We start from the raw sequence: 20,314 nt of genomic DNA on the forward strand, positions 1-20,314 counted from the left end.
TCATCGCATGGAAAGCATGGAAAACCCTACTACAATATATCATCTTTATCAATTGGTCAAGAGCGGTTCCCGATCGAAAATTGCCGTCCGGTTTCCGGCCGGAGCGTTTGGCCGTCAAGCAAGATGGCTTGCCGCCGGCAATTCCGTGAACATTTTCCATGATTTTTCAAAAACTTTGATCGCGAATGAACGAGGCCGCCGCCGGTCAATGGGCCTGACCGGCGGCGGCTTAGGAGCAAGAGCGACAGTGGCGGAATTATTCCCCGAGGCTGTCGAATAATTTTTGACGCACCCTTTCAATGTCGGTCGGTTGTTCCGGATACTGATAAGGCGCCGGATAGACTTCCGAAATGGTCTTGAACACATATTCCCGCCCGTTTTTGGCCGCACAGGCGTCAAACAGCGCCCAGTCCTCCAGGCTGTCGCGCAGACGTTCCAGCCGGATCGAGGCCAGCGGCGGCAGGAAACCGGCGGCCAACCGTTTACCGGAAAATTCCTCGGCCGGATACATCAGCATCCCGTCGCCGGCCGGATAAGCCGTAAACACTTCCGGAATGCCGCCCGGCGTCGCCGAATGGCCGAAAGAGTTCACCGCCCAGTAAAGAAATCCGTCGGCATGCTCCTTCCAGGCCCGCCATAGGACGAAACGGTGCTGCAGGCCGCTCATCTCCAGGAAATAATTGGGAGCCGGCTGGCCGGGACCGCTGCAGACATACGGCCAGACGGTCGGTTTCAACGGCTGATTGCGCAACTTTTCGATGAATTGCTCGTCGGTCCGCACTGCCCAGTAACTCATCGAATGGATGTCGCAGTCTTCGCCGAGCAGGTCATACATCCGGTCGATCGACTCTCCTTCCCCATCCGGCCCGCAGAAATAGGTGACCAGCACCGGAATCTCCGGATCTATCGCCTTCAGCTTGCGTACCCGTTCCCGCATCCGCGGATAAGCCGCCGCCCGCGGTTCGTCGTGCACGTAGCAATAGCTGCGTTCCAGCCAGCCTTTCCGGCGCAGCAGTTTCGAAAATTCGGCCAATTCCGCCGCCTCGGGGTCATCCGGATTCAGAAACGGCACGGCAATCGCTTTCAACCGCGGATCGGCCAGCAAGGTCTCGGTACGCGGATCGGCCACCGGCCACAGGCTCGGATAACAGTAATTGATCAGGATATTGTCGATATCGTTGTAAGGACGCCAGAAAAATGGCGAAATCCCGTACTCCAGACATTTCAGATGCCATTGCAGCAATATCTTCCGGCCGGCCTCGCTGTCGAGTTCTCCGTGATAATTGTTGACTACCATCCGATCCATGATGCCGGCGACGAAAGGCACCGGCGGCGCCGCCGGCAACCGGAAATCGACGACGTCCAATACGATCGGCACACTCTCTTCCGCGCCGGCGCCCGACAAACCGAGCGACATACGGTATTCGCCCGGCGCCACGGTCGGATCGCTTTTGACACTCACCCAGAAACAGGCGGCCTTTTCCGGAGTGACGGCAAGCGCCTCGCCATCGGCCACCGGGACCAGCGCATCCGGCACACCGGCCACCTCGCAGGCCCGATAGAGCGACACCGTGATCCCCGGCAGCGCCGGAAGGACGAAAGCCAGCGTCGACGGCTCCGGGACAGCGACCGACAGTTGGAAACTTTCATATTCGTTGCGCGCCAGCCTCAAAGCGACATTTTCTCCGGTATTCGCCTGCGCCGGGTCGCGCACATCGGCCAGCGAATGAAACGTCCGTATTTCCGGCGCCGCCCAGACCGATACGGCAAGGCCGCCGGCCAACAGCACCGCGAGCAATTTCGTCGTTGTCATCGATTCAAAATCCTTGTATTGTGCATCATTTCGTCGGACAATATACGCCGGTGGCGACATAAAGTCCATTGGCGCTGAGCATCGGACTCCAATGTTTTTCCCAGGACAGCAGGTCGGCCGACTTCACCGATTCGACGTGGCCGTCCAGCGCCACCTTGTTGGCCCGGCCGTTGTGACGGGCGACGACGGCATAGGTATTGCAATAGACGCCTTTGTCCGCCGGCCAGCAGCCGGCATCGGCGTACAGCAGTTCCGGCGTTTGCCAATTGTCCATCCCCTGCGCGATGCCTTCACTCTGCGGATAACTGTCGCCGGCATACATCACATCCGAAGTTTTGCCGAACGTTTCAAAGGCGGAAGCCTTGTTCGGCCGATACCACCAATCGCCGGAATTGACATAATGGCTGATGCTGCCGAAGCTGGTGTAGTTGATTCCGTAGCTGCCTTCATTGTTCTCCTGGACATCCTTCCACGCGCCGGCCTTGCCGGCCGCGGCCGGACAAACCGCCGACTGCCAGGAAAAACCGTAATCCGGCAGCGTCCAGAAATAGCTCGCCCAGAACCGGCCGTCGAGCGGGATGGTCGGACTCATGATCCAATCATCGTTGTCATTCTGATAGAGGGAATTGCACAATCCGAGCTGTTTTAAATTCGATACGCATTTGATGTTCTGCGCCGATGCTTTCGCCCTGGCCAGCGCCGGCAGCAGCATGCTGGCAAGAATGGCAATGATCGCGATAACGACGAGCAATTCAATCAGTGTAAAATTTTTTCGCCTTTTCATGATGACTTCCTTTCCGATTGGGTTGTTTTTTCATTTTCATCATCTTCTTCGGATTTGCCGACCGGCCCACTCCTCACGTGGGCCGCTTTCAACCTCCGGCCGCCGCTTCCGGCTCTTCCCGTCCTCCGGTTCGGCCGAAAATTCAACCGGAAGGGCAAGGGATTGCCGAAATTGTAAACCGCGGCCGGAGTCAGCGGCTGAATGGAATTATCGCTGCTTTTCCCGGACCCAGACGATCATATCCGTCTCCCCGCGATTTTGCCACAGCGCATATGGAATTGCCTTGAACACGGTTTCCTCCAGCCGGTTCGGCTCGGAGAAATAAAGCTGGTCGACGTTTTCCGCCGCCGGAATTTCCCGCCAGGCCCGGCCGGTGATCATCAACGTTCCCGCCGGCAATCCGGGGGCGGCGGCCAGTGCAAACGGGAAAGCGGTATCGATCAGCAGTTCGGCGACGCCCGGACCGTTGTCGACGCCTTCCAGACAATATACCAGCGGTCCGTACTGCAGCGCAATCCGGCCGGCATTGCAGGTAACCTTGCGGTGGCACCGCAGAACTTCCACTTTCATTTCCAACTCATATTCAACGATATCGCCGGCCTGCCAGTGCCGCCTGATCCCGGCGTAGCCGAGTTCGACTACCGGCGTCAGAGATTGACCGTTCAGGCGGAACGCCGCCCGGCGGCACCAGCCGGGCACCCGCAGGGCCAGCGTATAATCGCCGGCGGTGCCGATCTCGATCCGGATTTTTCCATCATAGGGGTAATTTCCCGCCACTTCGAATTGCAGCGCCCCTTGCGGCGTTTGCAGCGACGCCCGGTGCGCCAGCGGAAGGTTGAGCATCACCCTGTCCCCGCCGACGCACCAGAGGTAACCGGACGCCTCCGGAATGAAACGGCAGAAGTTGGTTGGACAGCAGGAACAGTCGAACCATTTCTGACGGGTTTTGCTGCCGGAATTGTAACAGACCGTATTGTCGGATACTTCCAGGTAATTCGTGTAAAAGAAACGATCGCCGGAGAGGCTGATGCCGGCCAGCGCGCCGTTGAACAGCGCCCGTTCCATCACATCGGCGTAGCGGCCGTCGCCGGTCAGCTTCAACAGTTCATCGGCGAAATAAACCAGACCGATCGACGCGCAGCTCTCCGCGTACATCAGCGAACTGTTGGTCAAATCGTAGGCGACCGTGAAGGCTTCGCCGACGAAACTGGAGCCGATGCCGCCGGTGATGTACATCTTGCGGTTGACGATATCGTCGAACAGCCGCCGGCAGCTTTCCAGCAGTTCCCGGTCGCCGGTATGGCCGGCCACTTTGGCCATGCCGGTATAAAGGTAGACCGCCCGGACCGCGTGGCCTTCCGCCTCCCGCTGCTCGCGCACCGGCTGGTCGGCCTGATAATATTTCAAGTAATCGGGCCGGACTCCTTCCGACCGGAAAAATTGCGGTTCCCGGCCGCGCTCATCGATGAAATAAGCCGCCAGGTCCAGATATTTTTTTCGCCCGGTAAGCTCATACAGCCGCACCAGCGCCAATTCGATTTCCTCGTGTCCCGGATAACCGCGCTTCTGTCCCTCGCCCGGGCCGAACACCGTCGCAATATAGTCCATATAACGGCACATCGTGTCGAGAAAATCCTGACGGCCGAGCATCTCCTTGGCCGCCACCGCCGCTTCCAGCAGATGGCCGGCGCAGTACAGTTCGTGGGCTTCATGGAGGTTGGTCCAGCGTTTGTCCGGCTCCACCGTCGTGAAATAACTGTTCAGATAACCGTCCGGCTGCTGCGCCGCCGTCAGCCGTCCGACGATCTCGTCGAATTCGGCGGCCAATGCTTCATCCGGCTGCTGTCCGAGCAGATAGGCCACCCCTTCCAGCACTTTGGCGACATCCGAATCCCAGAAAATGTGCGGCTTGTTCTCCATCGGCTCCCGCCAGTCGAGTTTCAATGCATCGATCCGGCCGGTGGTCCGGCATTTCTCCAGCGAAGAAGGCACGGTCACCGTCCGGCAACTGTCCTGTCGTGGCTTCAGATAACCGTCCCGCAGTTGCACTTCCTTGATCGAACAGTTGCGGTAAATCATTTCAATCTCCTGAGCTAAAGCATTTTTTTCAAAAAATGTATTCTATTTATATTATAGCAAATTTGCATCGAAACGCCAAGAGGACATATTATAATAAAAAAAGGACAAATCCGAAGATCATGAAATTATTGCCCGATTTTTTTCCCTTTTCGCCATTGAATGCCGGCCGGTTTGTTTCCCGGCATCCCCGGCATCGGCATGCGACGCGGGTCATCGACAGCCATGAGATGATTCTGGTCGACAGCGGCACCCTGGAACTCTTTGAAGAACGACGGGGTTTTGTGCTTCATCCCGGGGAATGGCTGATTCTGGAAGCCGGAAAAACCCACGGCGGGCTGAACGATTATCCGAGTAATTTATCGTTTTTCTGGCTGCATTTCAGCGTGGAAGGCGCCTTCCCGGAGCTGCCGCGCCACGGCCGGCTTTCCCGCCCGGAAACCGCCAAAAATTATCTGCAGGCCTTCCTGGCCGAACAGGCCCAGCCCGATCCGGACCCGGTCAGTCTGCGCTATATCCTGCAACTGCTCTTCCGCGAATTGTGGAACCGGCGGGAAAACAGTTTGAATGAAACGCCATCCCTGCTGGCCCAGCGCGCCCGCCAGCTCATCACCGCCGAATACATGACACCGCTGACGACCGGCGGGCTGGCCCGCCGGCTCGGCTGCAACGCCGATTACCTCGGCAGAATCTATCACTTCTGTTTTCATGAAAGCATCGCCCAGACGATCATGTCGCTGCGGCTGCAGCGGGCCGCCGAGCTGCTGACCGACAATAAACTGGCGATCAAAGAGATCGGCACCCAGCTCGGTTTCAACGATCCAAGCTACTTCCGGCGCTGTTTCCGCCGCCGCTTTTCGATGACGCCCGGCCAGATGCGGGCCTTGCGCTGCCATGATCACTTGAACATCGAATGACCGATACGATAACGGCCGCCCGGCGCGATATCCGCCGGACGGCCGCAGCAGTTCCATTGCGGTTTACTCCCCCGTCACCTGCAGCACCAGCAACTGTTCCGGCTGCAAAGTCACTTCCAGCCGACGGCCGTCGCTGGCCCGCACCGTGCCGGAGAACAACTCCCGCAACGCGCCGTCCGCCGCCAGCGGCAAACGGTCGTCGAAAGTCAGCACCGCCTGCTGTTCCCGGTCGGTCGAAGAATTGAACACCGTCAAATACTGCTCGTTTCCTTCGCCGAACCGTTCCAGCCAGACCTCCGGATTATCCGATCGCGCCAGCGTCACCGGCGTCCAGCCGACCTGATTGATCCGTTTGAGCACCGGAATGAACTCGGCGTAAAGCGCCCGGTGCGCCTGGACCCGGTTCGGGTTCGGCCAGTACCACATGCCGGTCGGCGCCGCCGCCTGCATACTCGGATAGATGCCGTAAAAGCCGAGACGGCTGAAATAACGCCGCATATGCGCAACATCCAGATCGGCATACTGCAGCATGTTGTACGGTTTGGCCCGGCTGATGAAGCGGCGGAACAGCAACCCGTCGTCTTCGGCCGGCGTCCACCGGTCGCCGCTCATCCAGTTCTGTTCGTCGCCGAACACGTCGATATACGGCGCGCCGAACGGGATCGTCCCGGCGCAATTGGCGAATACCAGCCGGTCGCGGTTATGGAGATAATCGGCGATGCTTTTGGTAAAGGCGACATGGGCATATTGCTGCTGCAGCGCCACGTTCCGGGCGCTGTCGAAGGTCGGCGGATTCGGCGACACCCGCCAATGGTCGCGGCGGTAATTCAAATTATTGGCATAGCACTCCATCGTGTCGAGATAAGCGCCGGTGGTCTTGCCGACATGCAGCCGGACCGTTTCGAAATCGCCGTTGCGAATCAACTCCCGGCCGTCGGAACCGGCAACCAGGCTGACCCGGTCCAGCCAGACGGTCGCCGGCGTCGGCTCCTTCATGCCGCGGCAGAGCGAAACCGTCAACGTCACCGGCGTCCGCTCAAATTCCAGAGTCTTTTCGAATTCCTGCCAATCCTCCGGCAACGTTTCGAGGTTTACCGGCAGGGTTTCCGAGCTGTCGTCGGCGTAATAGGCGGTCACGTTGACCGAGAAACGGGCGCCGGAGGATTCAGTATCCCTGCCGCGGGCGGCGAATTTCAAATGAAAGCTCCGTTCGCCGGCCGGCGGCACGATGCCGGTCTGGTGCAGAATCTGTTTGGTGAATTCAAAACAGTTGGCGTTGATGACCGGATCGATGCGGATCGACCGCTCTCCGGAAAATGGATTTTCCTTTTCCATTTCGAAAACCGGCCGCAGCGAAGTGCGTTCCGGCGCCCAGCCGTCCAACACGAACTGTTTGACCCGGCGCAACGCTTCCTGTTCGATGAACCAGTCGAGCCGGCCGGTCGAGAAGAAGGCGCCATCCTCCGGCGCAATATCAATATTCGGATCGACGATCATCATATTTTCGTGCCGGCCGGGCTGGCGGAAAAAATAACCTTGCGGCATCCCCCAGTTGTCGGTGATATAATTGGCCGGATAGCCCTGATGCCGGTAACGTTCCTGATCCGGCACATCGCGCCGGTTTTCGGCGGCAACCTCCCGGGCGGTTTTGATGGCGCCGGCCGGGTCGGACGGTCCCCACGGCTCCCGGTGCCGCTCGTAGAAATACTGATTGTCATGGTGATGGATCCACGGTTCGATGTAATAAAAACTGTTGTAGCCGCGTTCCTCGTTGTAGGCGAAATCGCCGATACTCTCGATCTGGCCGTAATTCAACCCCTCATCGCCGCCGGGAGCGATGCGCGGCGACAGAAACGCCAGCCAGACCCCTTCGCGGGTCGCCCGTTTCTTCAGAAACGCCCAATCGTAAATCTGCTGATAATTTTCCGCCGCGCCGCGCATGCCGTCCACCGGCTGGAATCCGAACAGGCAGGCATGAAAAGAGTTGCGATTTCTCCACTGCCCGCCGGCATCCGGAGAAAAACCGAGATCGTAGCGCAACCAGAAAACTTTGCCGGCGGCATCGTAGCCCATATAAAACACCCGCGGCGCATCGATGTCGGTGCCGAGCGCCAACCCCTCGCCGGCGGCGGTCGTCAACGCCGTCAGCGGATACAACGCTTCGTAACCGTCGCGGCCGCCGCCATACCAGCGGTCGGCGTTACGGTACCATTGATTGGCTTCGATCGGCCCGGAACGGCGCAGCGACTGATAAAATTCCCCGCCGACGGCATCGACCGGAATGGCGATATAACAGCTCAACGCCCGGTCGTCATGCCGGGTATTTTCCAGAAAACCGCCGATTTCGATATGATCGCAGCCCGGCTGCAGGTAGATCAGTCCCTTGAGGCCGTTCTGCGGATCGTCGAATTCCTGAATGAGGCGCTGGTCGCGCTGCGCCATCGTGCCGTTCGGCGCGAAAATGCGGTACGCCGCCTCTTTCAGCGTCAGATTGCGGAAATCGGCCCGGCAATTGTCCCGGGCGTTGGAAGTGACCTGCAAAACGAGCTCCTGCAGCGGCCGGTCCGGACAGATGATTCTTTCATTGTATTGAAAATCATGATCGTATTGGCCGAAATAGGCGGACTGCTCCTTCAACTCGTAACCGTCGGCCGCTTTGCCGGTCACATTCAGCGCCAGATGCCGGTTCATCCAGCCGCCGGTTTCCGAAGCGTTCCGATAGGCGCATTCGCCGGACAGAATCAGCGGGGTCGCCTGCCGCTGCCGCAAGGCTAAGGTCAACTCACCGTTGCGGTCCTCTCCGGCGGCGATCGACAGCACGCCATCGGCGCTGACCTGTTCCGGTTTCACCCCCCAGGCCGTCCAATCCCTGCCGGCCAGCAAATCCGCCGCGCCTTCCACCGGCACGACCTCTTCGAAATAGATCAACGGCGACGGCTCGACCGCCTTTTCATTGACCGCCAGCACCCGCCCGGCCGGGTCCAGCCGCAACGCCACCCCGTTGTCGCTCCACAGCCGGATATCGCCATCCCGGCAAATGATGTTGCACTCGGTCAATTCTCCGCCGAACGCCAGCCAGCCGCCGGTCAACAGCAGAACGCCTATCAGTCGTTTCATGCCATCCTCCTATCTTATCATTATATTAATATTCCACCATCATAATCACATCATTTCATAGGATAGCAAAAAAAAGTCCATTTGTCAATAGGCGGGCGCAAAAAGATGAAAAATTTTTCAAGCCAGGCATCCGGCGGCTTCCGGTTTCCGGCGGATTGCCGGGACGGTCAAAACAGGGCGCAGACGGTCCGGCGCGTCAAAATGTCCGATTTCAATTGCAGGCCGCTTTTCCGCGTATCCCGTACAGTCAGCAAACCGGGCGGCAATTTCGCTTTGGAGACCACTTCCGCCGCCGCGGCCGGAAACGCCGCCAGCAAAGCGGGCCGGAAGGAACAACCCGGCTGATTTTCAAAGATCGCCGCATAGAACATTGCATTTTCCACCAGGTCCTGGAAGAAATGGCTGCCGAACGAAAGCTCCGGCATGATATGGCCGCCGTCATAGGAAACTTCGCCGATGGCCGCGACATTGCTGATTTCGGCGAAACTGACCGGCACGCCCAGTTCCGGCGAACTGGTTCCCCAGCGTCCCGGTCCGAGCAGCAACAGCCGGCTGCCGGTGCCGCCGAGCCGGCGGTTCACTTCGCCGATCACCCGCGCCACCTGGTATTTGACGCCGATTTCCGCCTCGTAATAGGCGGCGCAATCGACATTGATCACATAGTCGATCCGGAAATCCGCACCGCCGCCCATCGTATTGCCCTGCAGGGCAAACAATGTTTTTTCCGCCGCCACCGCCGGAATAGCGACTGCGGCCCCCTGCCCGCGGATCTGTAGCGGACGGCATTGCAACAGGTTGATGACGAAATGATTGTCCCGTGAAAAATTCGCCGTGAATTCAATGTCGACCGGATAGCGGTAGAAATCCTGTAACGTTTTCAAAATCATCGACATGTCCTGAATGAACACCGGATTGGCGACGATTTTGCCGCAATTGCAGAAAAAGACTTCCCGCCAGTTGCCGGCATCGCGGTAGAACGCTTCCGCCGCGGTGTCGTGCTCGAAAAGCAGCGTTTTCAGCCAGTCCGGCAAAGCGGCCGCCACCGCTGCCAGCGGTTTCGAAACCAGCGCATTGCTCCGCAGATCGAGCACATCAAGGTATTTCTGGGAAAATCGCGCCCGGTCGTCATCGCCGGCCACCGGCATTCGTTCCGGCGCATCCAGTGAAACGATGCGCGGATAATCCGATTCGGTCCGATCGACGGCACGGGTGCCGAGCCCGGCGACCAGCCGCAGCATGCCGGAATCCGGATCGATCGAATCGTGCCAGACGTAAGAGTTGTAGGAATAACCGACGCCGGCCGCGCACGGCAGGAAAAAATCGCCGTAACCGGAACCGGAGACCCGCTGCACCAGGATCGCCATCTGTTCGTCCTGTTTGTCCAGCCGGCGCTGCCGGCGGTAAGCCAGGGCGGAGTCGTCCATCGCGCTGGCATAAACGCGCCGGACCGCCGCCTCGAACAGTTCGAGCCGCTGGTCGGGCGACGCGGCATTGACGCAGAATACCGACTCATATTTGCCGGCAAAGGCGTTGCCGAAGCCATCCTCCAGCAGGCTGCTGGACCGGACAATGATCGGACTCTGGCCGAAATAATCAAGCATCCGGCGGAATTGCTCCCGGATACCGGCGGCAAACGAGCCGGTGACGATTTTTTCCCGCAGTTTGCCGGCAGCGGAGAAAAAGCCCTGCTCGGTGCGCTGCTCCAGGCGCAATTTCCACCAGCCGTTGGCCACCAGAAAGGAATAAAAGACGTCGGCGCCGATGTAAAACGAATCGTGCGGCTCAATCCGGCCGCGCTGTTCCGGCAAATTGTTTTCGATAATTTTGCGGGCCAGCAGCACGCCGACCGCTTTGCCGCCGATGGCGCCGGAACCGATCATCCGCTCTTTGATCTGCAGAAAATCGGCGATGGTAAACTGGCTCATGACCAGGCTGCGAATCCGGGCATCCCGGCCGATCAGCATCGTGCAGAGCTGTTCGCGCCGGCCGGCCGAATCCCGGCCCGCCGCCAGCTCCTGCCGGGCCTGCAGGAAAATCCGGTCCCAGTTGTCCAGGGAACAATCGACCGGGTTGACGCCCTGGCGATGCATGATCGTATAAAACTGCCCGGCTTCCACCGAATCGGTCAGCGGCCGCATCTCGGCGCCGGCGTTCAGAATCCGGTGCGGCAGGAACATCGATTGCCCGTAACGGTTCCAGACTTTGAGCGGATGGACAAAACGCGCACCGTCGCCGCTGAAGACATCCAGCAGCAACTGGGTGGTGTCGCGAATCCGGGCGATCGTTTCAAACGAGTGAAAGTTGCGCAGGATGGCAAAAAAGGCGACGGTATTGAGTTCGAACAAGTAGGGACAGGTCACCTGGAAAAAATTTCCCATCATCAAATCCGATGCCCAGGCGGTCTGCAGATCGGAGAGACAATCGAAAACATAAAAGGCGTCGCCCCCTTCGCGGCTGATCACTTCATGGACCTTGACGGTAAATGACTCAAACCCTTCCTCCGGCGGATCGAACGGCCAGATTTTGACGCCCGGCCGTTCGGTCAGCAGAGGCGGATGATCGGCAAAACGCATGTAATTGACGGTCCGCCCCTCGGCGAGCCGCTGGGCGACGAACGGCTCAACGAAGAATAAATACTCTTCCAAATCGGCCAGTTGCCAGACGACGTTGTCCCCCATCCGGATCGAATCGACAATCGCATCAAATCCCGGCAAACCGGACCTGACCCGTTCAAAACTGGGCATGGCTTCCTCTCCTGCATCAAAAATTACACTGTCGGCGAAAGTATAATCCGTCCTTTGCCGTTTTGCCAGCCGCCGGCGATATTTTTCGCTTTTTTCGGTCGTCCTCTTCCCGGACCGGCGGCCGGCCATACGGCGCCGCCTCAGCCCTGCTGAAGATAATTGGTGGTGGACGGGAAGGCAAATTCGAGTTTTTCGGCGTTGAAGCGTTCGAGGATTTCCAGATTGACCGCTTCCCGCTCGATCAGAAACTGTCCCCAATCGGCCGGATCGTACCAGACGACGACGGCGATGTTCAGCGACCAGTCGCGGAATTCGGTAAAGCGGATCACCGGCGGATGTTTTTCGGTATAGAAGCCCGGATGGCGTTTGAAAATCTCATCGAGCAACGCGCAGGCTTTCCGCATTTGCGCCGCGGAAGTGCTGTAAACCAATCCGATGTCGAACGCATATTTGATGAACGGCCGCTCGGTGACATTTTCCACCACCGCGTCGGCAACCGTGCTGTTCGGCAAGGTATAAAGGTTGCCGTCCAGCGACCGGATCCGGGTGCTGCGGAAACCGACCGCTTCGACGACGCCGTCCACCGCGTTGATTTTCACCCGGTCGCCAACCGTGAACGGGTGGTCGATGAGGATCATCACCGAACCGAAAAAATTGGCGATGGTGCTTTGCGCGGCAAAAGCAATCGCCAACCCGGCGACGCCGGCGCTGGCCAGGATGGCGTTGATGTTGATGTCGAGGACGTCTTTCAAGATGAAAAGCAGCAGAATGGCAAACGAAATTACATTGATGCCGCGGCGCACCATCGTGATGAGCAGGAACCCCATCATATTGTTTTTGGCGCGGGCGCGGGTCTCGCCGTAACGGCACATGGAATTGCCGAGGCTGAACAGCGCCCAGATCACGCTGAGCACGACGAAGAACCCGGATATCTTAGCCGCCAGGATGTTTTCCGGATCGACGAAAGTCAACTGTTCGAAACTGTAGCGCATCCCGGTGGCGAACACGCACAGGCCGATCGGCCAGAACAAGCCCCGGACGATGAGCCGGACCAGCAGGTCATTGTTGCCGGAGCGGTTGCAGCAGAAGCGCACCAACCGGCCGATCAGAAAATTGAACACGAATACCGCCAGCACCGACAGGACAAAACCGACCCCGAAACGGGCCAGTTCCGTTTTATGCCGGAAAAACCATTTGACATCCTCCTGTTTGGTCAAGTCCAACTGGACAAAACCGTTGGCTGCCGTCACCCGGGCCGGCCGGCCGTCGTCATTCGCCGCGACCGGCAGTTCCGCCGCGGCTGCCGCACCGGCCGCGGCGGCGTTCCGGCCATTTTCCCCGATCCCCGCCCAGCAAAGGCAGAAACAACAAATCAGCACCGACACAACTTTTTTCATATCAACTCCTTGCTTTACGGGTAAAATATACTCCGGATTGCCGGCGAAGGCAAATGGCCGGCGCGTACAGTTGCCATTCGAAGCTTCCGCCGCTTCAACCAACCGGGCTATATTTTGGCGGAAAGGAGAAGGCCGTTCCCAAAAGATGACATTTGCATATTGCAATTGCATGAAAAATATGATATCGTTCACCCGGTAATGCCGCAATCACTCAGATTTGAATAAAAGTTTCAGAAATTTATACGAAGCAGGAAGGATAAATCATGATGAAACGGATTTGGTTGCTGTTGTTCCTCACGCTGTTGCTGTCGCCGCCCGCCGCCCCGGCCGGGCAGTATCCTTTGCCCGGCCGGGATATCTTGAAACTGGAAAGCTCGGATGTACGGCCGGCAGTGTTGAATCGGCAATGGTTCTGGATTGCCGGCACGCCGGCCGAAGGCTGGCAGGACGCCGTGCCGGCCAACGCGACACCGGTACAGTTGACGAAAAGCCGCATCGATCTCGACGCCGTCACCGGCCGGCAGAATCCGGAAGGGGCCGAAGGGGTTCTCTACAACGAATTTGAAGCCGATGAAGACGGCATCATGCAGCTCGGCATCGGCTGCGACTGGTGGTTCGAAGCCTTCTGCAACGGCATTCCGTGCTATACCACCTTTCCCGGCGGCAACGATTCCCCGGCTTATGTGCCGGCGGACCATCCATTCCTTATCCCGGTCAAAGCCGGCAGAAACCGACTGGCGGTCCGGGTCCGGCGGGGCAGCCAGAGCTGGCAGTTCGCCTGCGGGATGGCTCCGTTCCGCCTGCCGGAAATGGCGGCAATCCAGTACGGGCCCTGGCTCAGCAATCCCGACGCCGGCAGAATGAGCATCCGTTTCGGCACCGCCGGCCACATCGGTTCCGGGATCGAATTCCGCCGGCACGGCGGCAGCGACGACTGGCAATGCCGGTGGGATCAGCGCCACGGCCAGATCCTGCGCCGGAAATTTCACGCGATCCACCTTCCTAATCTCGAGGAAGGCGCCCGCTACGACTACCGGGTGGTCATGATTGATCCGGACCAGCCGGAACAGAAACTTTATGGCGACACCCATCCCTTCCGCGTTCCCGATTCCCGACAGACCGATTTCAGTTTCTTCTTCACCGCCGATCTGCAGTTTCCGCCGGAGCAGCAACTGGAAACACTCGACCGGCTGCTGGCCGCCGCCGGCGGCGAAAACTGCGATTTCCTCGTCTTCGGCGGTGACATCGGTTCAAATTTCGACAGCATCGAAAACGATCTGCTCAAACTGTCGATCAGCCGCCTGGTCGAACACGGCGGCGCCGAACGGCCGTTGGTCATGCTGCGCGGCAACCATGAATTGCGCGGCAAGGAAGCGGACCGCTTTCTCGATTACTTCGGTACGCCGGAAGGGCATTCCTACGATATTTTCCGCTTCGGCGACACCGCATTCCTGATGCTTGACGCCTGGGAGGACAAACCCGCCGCCAGCCAGGAAGCCGCTTACTGCAAATACAATCTCGACGAGTTGTTTTTCCAGGAGCAGGAAGCATTTCTGGCCGAGGCGCTCGCGTCCGAGAAGTGGCTCTCCGCCAAACGCCATATCGTCCTCGCCCACGGCGCGCCTTATTCCCACAACGAGGACTACATGCCGCAGATGCTGCGGAAACTGACCAATCCGTACTTCGGCGGGCAAACGCCGCCGCACCGCCTGAATCTCTGGCTCGCCGCCCACACCCATCGCTATTCGCGCAGCATTCCGGGCACCAATATTATCGCCGCGCCGGAAGCGCCTCCCAGGCCGCAGCGGGACGGGGAAAATTACCGCTATCCGGTGATGACCGGAGCCGGGCCGTCGCCTTATCGGCTTCAGGCCTCCGCTTTTCGGATCGACGCGACGGCAGACAAGCTCACCGTCAGCGCCTTTGCGCCGGACGGCAACTGCTTCGACAAAGTCGAGATCGCCAATGACGGCACCATCACCGAGCTGCTCCCGCTGCCGCATTTCGGTCAGCAGGAAAAACTGGACTGAAGACCGGGAAATCCCGCTGATTCGCCCGATAAGAATTTCAGCCCGCCTGCCGATTCCGCCGACCCGGAAAGTATCTTTTGCACTGTCTTTCGGCGCGGGCCTCTTCGTTGCGGCCCGCAGAATTGAAGCCGGCCCTGCCGCCTTCGGCAGAATTGCGGCAAAATCGGGCAACATCTCCGCCGCCGGAGGCGGCTTGTCATGATTGCAATCTCCCGGCGCCGATAAATGAAGCGATATTGCAGGTACCGGCAGTAAGCGCCGGAATAGCGCTGCCCGCCGGCCCGCGCCCGGACACGCTCCGGGGCGGGCGGGCGGGTGGCTTACGGCTCGACAAAGCGGCAATAATCGCCATCGACCCGGCCGCCGCCGTCCAGATTCGGCTGAACAAAGATCTGCAGGGTCTTGTCGCTGTCACCCTGGTAATAGATCACCTTCATGCGGTGCAGTCCGGCCTCCAGCAGAATCCGGCCATAAGAGGTCGGCCAGGCCCAGCGGGAGGCGTCATGATTGACCACCATTTGATCGCCGATATAGAGGACCGAACCGTCGTCGGAATTGACGGTGAACGCATAATTCCCTTTGACCGGCGCGTAGAAGAAGCCCTCATAGACAATACCGAACTCATTTTCCGGCAGGCCGGCCAAATTGATATTCGGGCCGTTGCCGACAGTCTGCAGCAGGAATTCGCCGTTGCGGTCGACTTCCGCCGCTTCGTTGAATTTGCCGGCATAGACCGTCGCCTGCAGACCGTGCGGTAACTTGTCGGCTTCCACCGCCGACAGATCGGCCGGACGCGGCGTCGCTTTCTGCAGCTTCGAAGTGCTCAGGACTCCCCAGCCGGTGTTCGGCAATTTGATCCGGCGGTTGAAGGTCGTATCGGCGGTAAAGACGATATCCTCACCGGCGTATTTCTGCGCCGTCGCCGATTCGCGGGGATCGCTGCCGTCCAGCGTATAGTACAATTCATACCCTTCCGGGACCTCGCCGTAATTGACGACGAACCGCTCATCGAACAGAAATTCCTCCGGCATCTCCGGCGCCGCATAACGCGCTGCGGCTTTCTGCGCATCATAATAGCAATAATGCTGCATCATCCGCTGCTGGAAATCCGGAAAATTCAACCGTTCCGGCGGCGTCCAGGCCACTTCCGCCAGCGCCGCCAGCCGCGGCAGCAGGGCATACTGCAGGCGGGGATACTTATAAATATGCTCGCTCCAGAAATTGGCCTGCAAACCGATGATGTGCTTTACCAGTTCCGGCGGCAAACCGAAGGTCGGATCCATCGCATAGACCCGCTGCATGGTAACCAGGCCGCCGCCGGAGGTCGGCTCTTCCGGCCCCTTTCCCTGCGCATAGTCGAAATAGAGCTGGGTGAAAGGCGCCATGATGGCATCATTGCCCTGTTTGGCCGCCTTGATGCCGCCCATGTCCGCCCGCCAGCCGGTCACCGTCGCCTTGTCCGGCAAACCGCTCTCGACCAGGTCGTCCCAGACGATAATTTTCCGGCCGTGTTCTTCCCCGAACTTAACCATCCGGTCCATGAAATAATGCTTCAGCGCCTTGGTATCACTCAATCCGTTGTCCGCCATTCGCTTCTGGCATTTCGGACAATTCTGCCAGCGAACGGTCGGACACTCATCGCCGCCGATATGGATGTATTTCGACGGAAACAGCTCCAGTACCTCCGTCAATACATCGGTCAAAAAAGTGAACGTATCTTCGTTGCCGGCGCAATAGATGTCCTCCGACACGCCCCAGGTCGTCCAGACATGGTAGGGGCCGCCGGTGCAGCCGAATTCCGGATAAGCGGTCAGCGCCGCCGAAGAGTGTCCCGGCATTTCAATTTCCGGGATGATCTCGATCTGCCGTTCTTTGGCATAGGCGACGATGTCGCGGACCTGATCCTGCGTGTAAAAGTGCGGACCGTAGGGATTGCCGTCAATCCAGCCCCATTCCTCGGATTCACCGCGTACGGCGGCGATTTCCATCAATTTCGGATACTTCTTGATTTCCAGCCGCCAGCCCTGATCGTCGGTCAAATGCCAATGCAGCCAGTTGAGTTTGTAGAACGCCATGAGGTCCAGCACTTTTTTGACTTCATCGGCAGAGATGAAGTGACGGCAGACATCCAGCATGATGCCGCGGTGCGCCATGTTCGGACGGTCGACAATTTCAGTCTGCGACAACTCCAGAGTACCGGTTTCCGGATTCCAGCCTTCGTACCACAACTGCCGGACCGTCTGTGTTCCCCAGAACAGTCCGGCCGGAGTCTGGCCTGTCAATTTGATGCCGTCCGGCCCGATCGACAATCGATAGGCTTCCGGATTCTCATCAAAATCCTCCAGCGCCAATTCGATCTTCAACTGTCCCTCCGCCGCCTCACCGACCTTCAAATCGAGCTGGCCGGCCAGCAAATCAGCTATCCTGACCATCTCGTCCGTCGCCTCCGCCGCCAAGCTGACAACCGGCAGCTTCGCTTTCTGCCAAACGACATTTCCCGCTCCAGCGTGCGCTTCCGCCACCTGCGGAATCACCCGTACCGTCTCCGAAACTTCGGCTTCAACGGAAAACATCCCCAAGGCAGCAACAACACATATTGTTGATTTCCAACGCCAATTCATCCGGTTTACCTCCATGATTAAAGGTGTTTAGTAAATCGATTAACCAATTCATGGGCTAAATATATTGAAGGATCTGGAAAAATGCAAGGCTCTTCCCGATAAATGATGGGAAAAAGATTGAAAAATTTTTGGGGCGGCGTTGAAACCGCCCCCGACGGCACACCGTCAATCAATCGCCGGTGCGTTTCGGCCGGGCAATTTTCAGCAGCACGCCGCCGGCCAGGGCGGTGAAAGGCGCCACCAGAATCAGCCCGAGACTGCCGATCAATGTCTTGACCACTTCGGAAGCGACATACGGATAATTCAGAAAATCCGTCAGTCCGACGCCCTGAGCGGCAAAGGCCATGATCAACGTCAGATAGCCGCCGGAGTACGCCAGCAGCAACGTCGTCGTCATCGTTCCGACCACCATGCGGCCAATCCGGAAACCGGAACCGATCAAGGCGCGGCGGGAAATATCCGGCTTGTGCTGCACCACTTCGGTCATGCCGGCGGCGACATCCATTCCCAGGTCCATGACCGCCCCGGAAGAGGCCAGAAAGATCGCGCCGATGTAAATATCGGTCAGATTCAGGAATTCGTATCCGGAAAAATAGAGCGGCTGGGCATAAGGCATCACCGCGCCGTTGATTTTGAAGAGATGGGTGAAGCCGATCGCCATCAGGCAACTGGCCAGCACGCCGAGAAACGAGCCGAGAAACGCCGTCACGCCTTTGGCATTCAAGCCGGCGACGATGAAGATGATCGCCGCCGACAGGATGGAAACCGCCAACATGCAGATCAAAATCGGATTGTACCCTTCCAGGCACAGCGGTACGACAATCTGCCAGATGACCTGGCAGGCGAAAATGAAAGAAATCAGCGCCTTGAGGCCGGTAAGCCCGCCGAACAGCAACAGGCACAACGCGAACAAGCCGAACAACCACAGCGCATTGCCGATCCGGTAGTGCTCCTGCGCATTCACCACCGTCGTCGCCGCCTCGGAGCCGTGCCGGATGGCAACCAGCGCGATATCGCCGACCTCGAAAAACTTGTCGAGATCGGGCTGGCCGCGCAACAGATTGTGGGCCTGGAATACCTGGCCGCGCCAGGAGCCGTCGAGGATTTCCACTTCGAGCATCTGCTCCCCCACCGCCAGCGGGCCGTGGCGGCCAACCAGGCCGTCGTCGACTTTCGTCACCCGGCCGCGCACTTTCTCGCCTTCGTCCGGCGCGGCAACCGCCGGTCCCAATTTCAGAAAATTGAGCGCGACGCAGATCAGCACAAAAAAGGCGATCATCACCAGATCGCCTTTTTTGCCCCTGAGACAATCAGAAAATTTCATGACCGTTCAGTTGATTTTTTCGACCATCGGTTTCAACCGTTTGGCGATATCGGTGTTGTCGAGCATGCTGGAAAAACTCTCGGCATTTTTGCCGTAAGCCGATGTCGCCACCGGCAATGCGGTATGATCGAAAGAAGTCCAGCCGACACCGGCCTTGTTGTTCAGCACATGGGTGATACTGCCCGTCAACGGATCATAACCGCCATAAAGCAAATGAGGATCCTGGCCGCTCGGCATGCTCTGGTCGCCCATCGACCGGTTGAAGGCAGCCTGCATTTTCTGCTCCTCAATGGCGCTGACCATCATCGGATCCTGCTCGTCACCGTCGAACTTCAAACCGAAATATTCAGTGATCAGCGGTTTGGCCTTGTCGAAGGAGAAATCCGCTTCTTTTTTCTTCGCATTGAAGACATTGAGAAATTCGATAAACGAGATGTTCTGATGCTGCAGCCGTTCGAGATAGGACGAATAAGCGGTGCCGGCAAATCCCAGCGCCAAGCCGCCGGTTTCATGGTCGCCGGTCACGACGATCAACGTGTCGTCCGGATGCTGCCGGGCGAACTGGTAGGCTTCATTGACCGCATCGTCAAAGGCGCACAATTCATGGATCACCGCCGCCGCATCGTTGGCATGACAGACCCAGTCGATCTTGCCGCCTTCGACCATCAGGAAGAAGCCGTTGTCGTTGTCGAGGAAATCGATGGCCTTCCTGGTGAAATCGGCCAGCGAGATATCTTCCGGCCTGGTATCGATCGCATAGGGCAGCGCATTGGAGTCGGCCAGCCGCGGCGCCACCGCCAGAACCGGACCGGCCGATTTCGAATTCAACGTCATCAATTGCGCTTTGTCGCGAATGACGTGATATCCATTCTCTTCGGCAACCTCAAAGACATTGCCGTGGAATTCCTTGGTATTTTTGCCGTTTTCATCCAGGAAACCGCCGCCGCCGAAGAAATCGAACCCGGAATTGATCAAATCCATCGCGATATTGTAATAATCGCCGCGGCTGGCGTTATGGGCGTAGAAGGCGCCCGGCGTCGCGTGGTCCAGCGACACGCTGGTGACAATGCCGACCTTGCGGCCGTTCTTGTGCGCCAGTTCGGCCACCGACTCCAGCGGCTTGCCGGCCGGGTCCACCCCGAGATAACCGAAATTGGTCTTGCTGCCGCAGGCGATCGCCGTGCCGGAAGCGGCGGAATCGGTGATAAAATGGTTCGCCGCGTAGGTCGTCGTCACCCCCTGCGATTCAAACGCGTTGATCAGCAATCCCTTGTCATTGACCACCTTCTGGTACTGCTCGGTCACCATCCGCTGCGGGATCGACATTCCGTCTCCAATGAACAGAAAAACATACTTGACCGGCTTGACCGGCTTGACCGCCTCGCCGTTGTCCGCATACGCGCTGGAAGTCCATCCGGCCAACGCCATCGTCGCCGCGACGGCCGCCCACATTCCCCGCCGAAAATTCAACATCGTCATTATCCTTACTTT

The 20,314-nt window shown here is 58.5% G+C and carries 11 protein-coding genes; 2 read left to right on the forward strand and 9 right to left on the reverse strand.

Going from position 1 to position 20,314, the window contains the following annotated elements; translation table 11 throughout:
- Positions 1–256: 256 nt before the first annotated feature.
- From HWX74_RS00255 to HWX74_RS00265, 3 genes are all read right to left on the reverse strand, one after another.
- A complete protein-coding gene (locus HWX74_RS00255) occupies positions 257–1,813 on the reverse strand; it encodes a DUF4091 domain-containing protein (protein ID WP_176011612.1) in 1,557 nt (518 codons plus the stop codon).
- 25 nt (positions 1,814–1,838) lie between these two features.
- Positions 1,839–2,597, reverse strand: coding sequence for a type II secretion system protein (locus tag HWX74_RS00260; RefSeq protein WP_176011613.1), 759 nt, complete (start codon positions 2,595–2,597; stop codon positions 1,839–1,841).
- Between the two features lie 207 nt (positions 2,598–2,804).
- Positions 2,805–4,676 (reverse strand): glycoside hydrolase family 127 protein, encoded by a 1,872-nt coding sequence (locus HWX74_RS00265; RefSeq protein ID WP_176011614.1) that lies wholly within the window; start codon positions 4,674–4,676, stop codon positions 2,805–2,807.
- Positions 4,677–4,795: 119 nt separating this feature from the next.
- Here HWX74_RS00265 and HWX74_RS00270 point away from each other — a divergent pair, with 119 nt between their 5' ends.
- On the forward strand, positions 4,796–5,590 hold the full coding sequence (locus HWX74_RS00270; protein ID WP_176011615.1) for an AraC family transcriptional regulator: 795 nt from the start codon (positions 4,796–4,798) through the stop codon (positions 5,588–5,590).
- A 63-nt stretch (positions 5,591–5,653) separates the two neighbouring features.
- On the opposite strand, the gene HWX74_RS00275 is transcribed toward HWX74_RS00270, so the two are convergent.
- The 3 genes from HWX74_RS00275 to HWX74_RS00285 all read right to left on the reverse strand — a co-directional run bounded on the left by HWX74_RS00275 (position 5,654) and on the right by HWX74_RS00285 (position 12,848).
- Positions 5,654–8,707, reverse strand: coding sequence for a hypothetical protein (locus HWX74_RS00275; RefSeq protein ID WP_176011616.1), 3,054 nt, complete (start codon positions 8,705–8,707; stop codon positions 5,654–5,656).
- Positions 8,708–8,874: 167 nt separating this feature from the next.
- A complete protein-coding gene (locus HWX74_RS00280) occupies positions 8,875–11,451 on the reverse strand; it encodes a PEP/pyruvate-binding domain-containing protein (RefSeq protein WP_176011617.1) in 2,577 nt (858 codons plus the stop codon).
- A gap of 140 nt (positions 11,452–11,591) precedes the next feature.
- Positions 11,592–12,848 carry a mechanosensitive ion channel family protein gene (locus tag HWX74_RS00285; protein ID WP_176011618.1) on the reverse strand — a complete coding sequence of 419 codons (1,257 nt, stop codon included), beginning with the start codon at positions 12,846–12,848 and terminating at the stop codon, positions 11,592–11,594.
- A gap of 263 nt (positions 12,849–13,111) precedes the next feature.
- Here HWX74_RS00285 and HWX74_RS00290 point away from each other — a divergent pair, with 263 nt between their 5' ends.
- Complete coding sequence (locus HWX74_RS00290; RefSeq protein ID WP_176011619.1) at positions 13,112–14,878, forward strand: metallophosphoesterase; 1,767 nt, start codon at positions 13,112–13,114, stop codon at positions 14,876–14,878.
- A gap of 320 nt (positions 14,879–15,198) precedes the next feature.
- On the opposite strand, the gene HWX74_RS00295 is transcribed toward HWX74_RS00290, so the two are convergent.
- The 3 genes from HWX74_RS00295 to HWX74_RS00305 all read right to left on the reverse strand — a co-directional run bounded on the left by HWX74_RS00295 (position 15,199) and on the right by HWX74_RS00305 (position 20,296).
- Entirely contained in the window at positions 15,199–17,499 is a 2,301-nt protein-coding gene (locus HWX74_RS00295) for a family 20 glycosylhydrolase (protein WP_176011620.1), read from the reverse strand.
- A gap of 169 nt (positions 17,500–17,668) precedes the next feature.
- A complete protein-coding gene (locus HWX74_RS00300) occupies positions 17,669–18,778 on the reverse strand; it encodes a YibE/F family protein (RefSeq protein WP_217704804.1) in 1,110 nt (369 codons plus the stop codon).
- 51 nt (positions 18,779–18,829) lie between these two features.
- Positions 18,830–20,296, reverse strand: coding sequence for an alkaline phosphatase (locus HWX74_RS00305; RefSeq protein WP_176011622.1), 1,467 nt, complete (start codon positions 20,294–20,296; stop codon positions 18,830–18,832).
- Between the last annotated feature and the right edge of the window lie 18 nt (positions 20,297–20,314).

This window comes from Victivallis sp. Marseille-Q1083, assembly GCF_903645315.1.
In the GTDB taxonomy this organism is placed as follows: domain Bacteria; phylum Verrucomicrobiota; class Lentisphaeria; order Victivallales; family Victivallaceae; genus UMGS1518.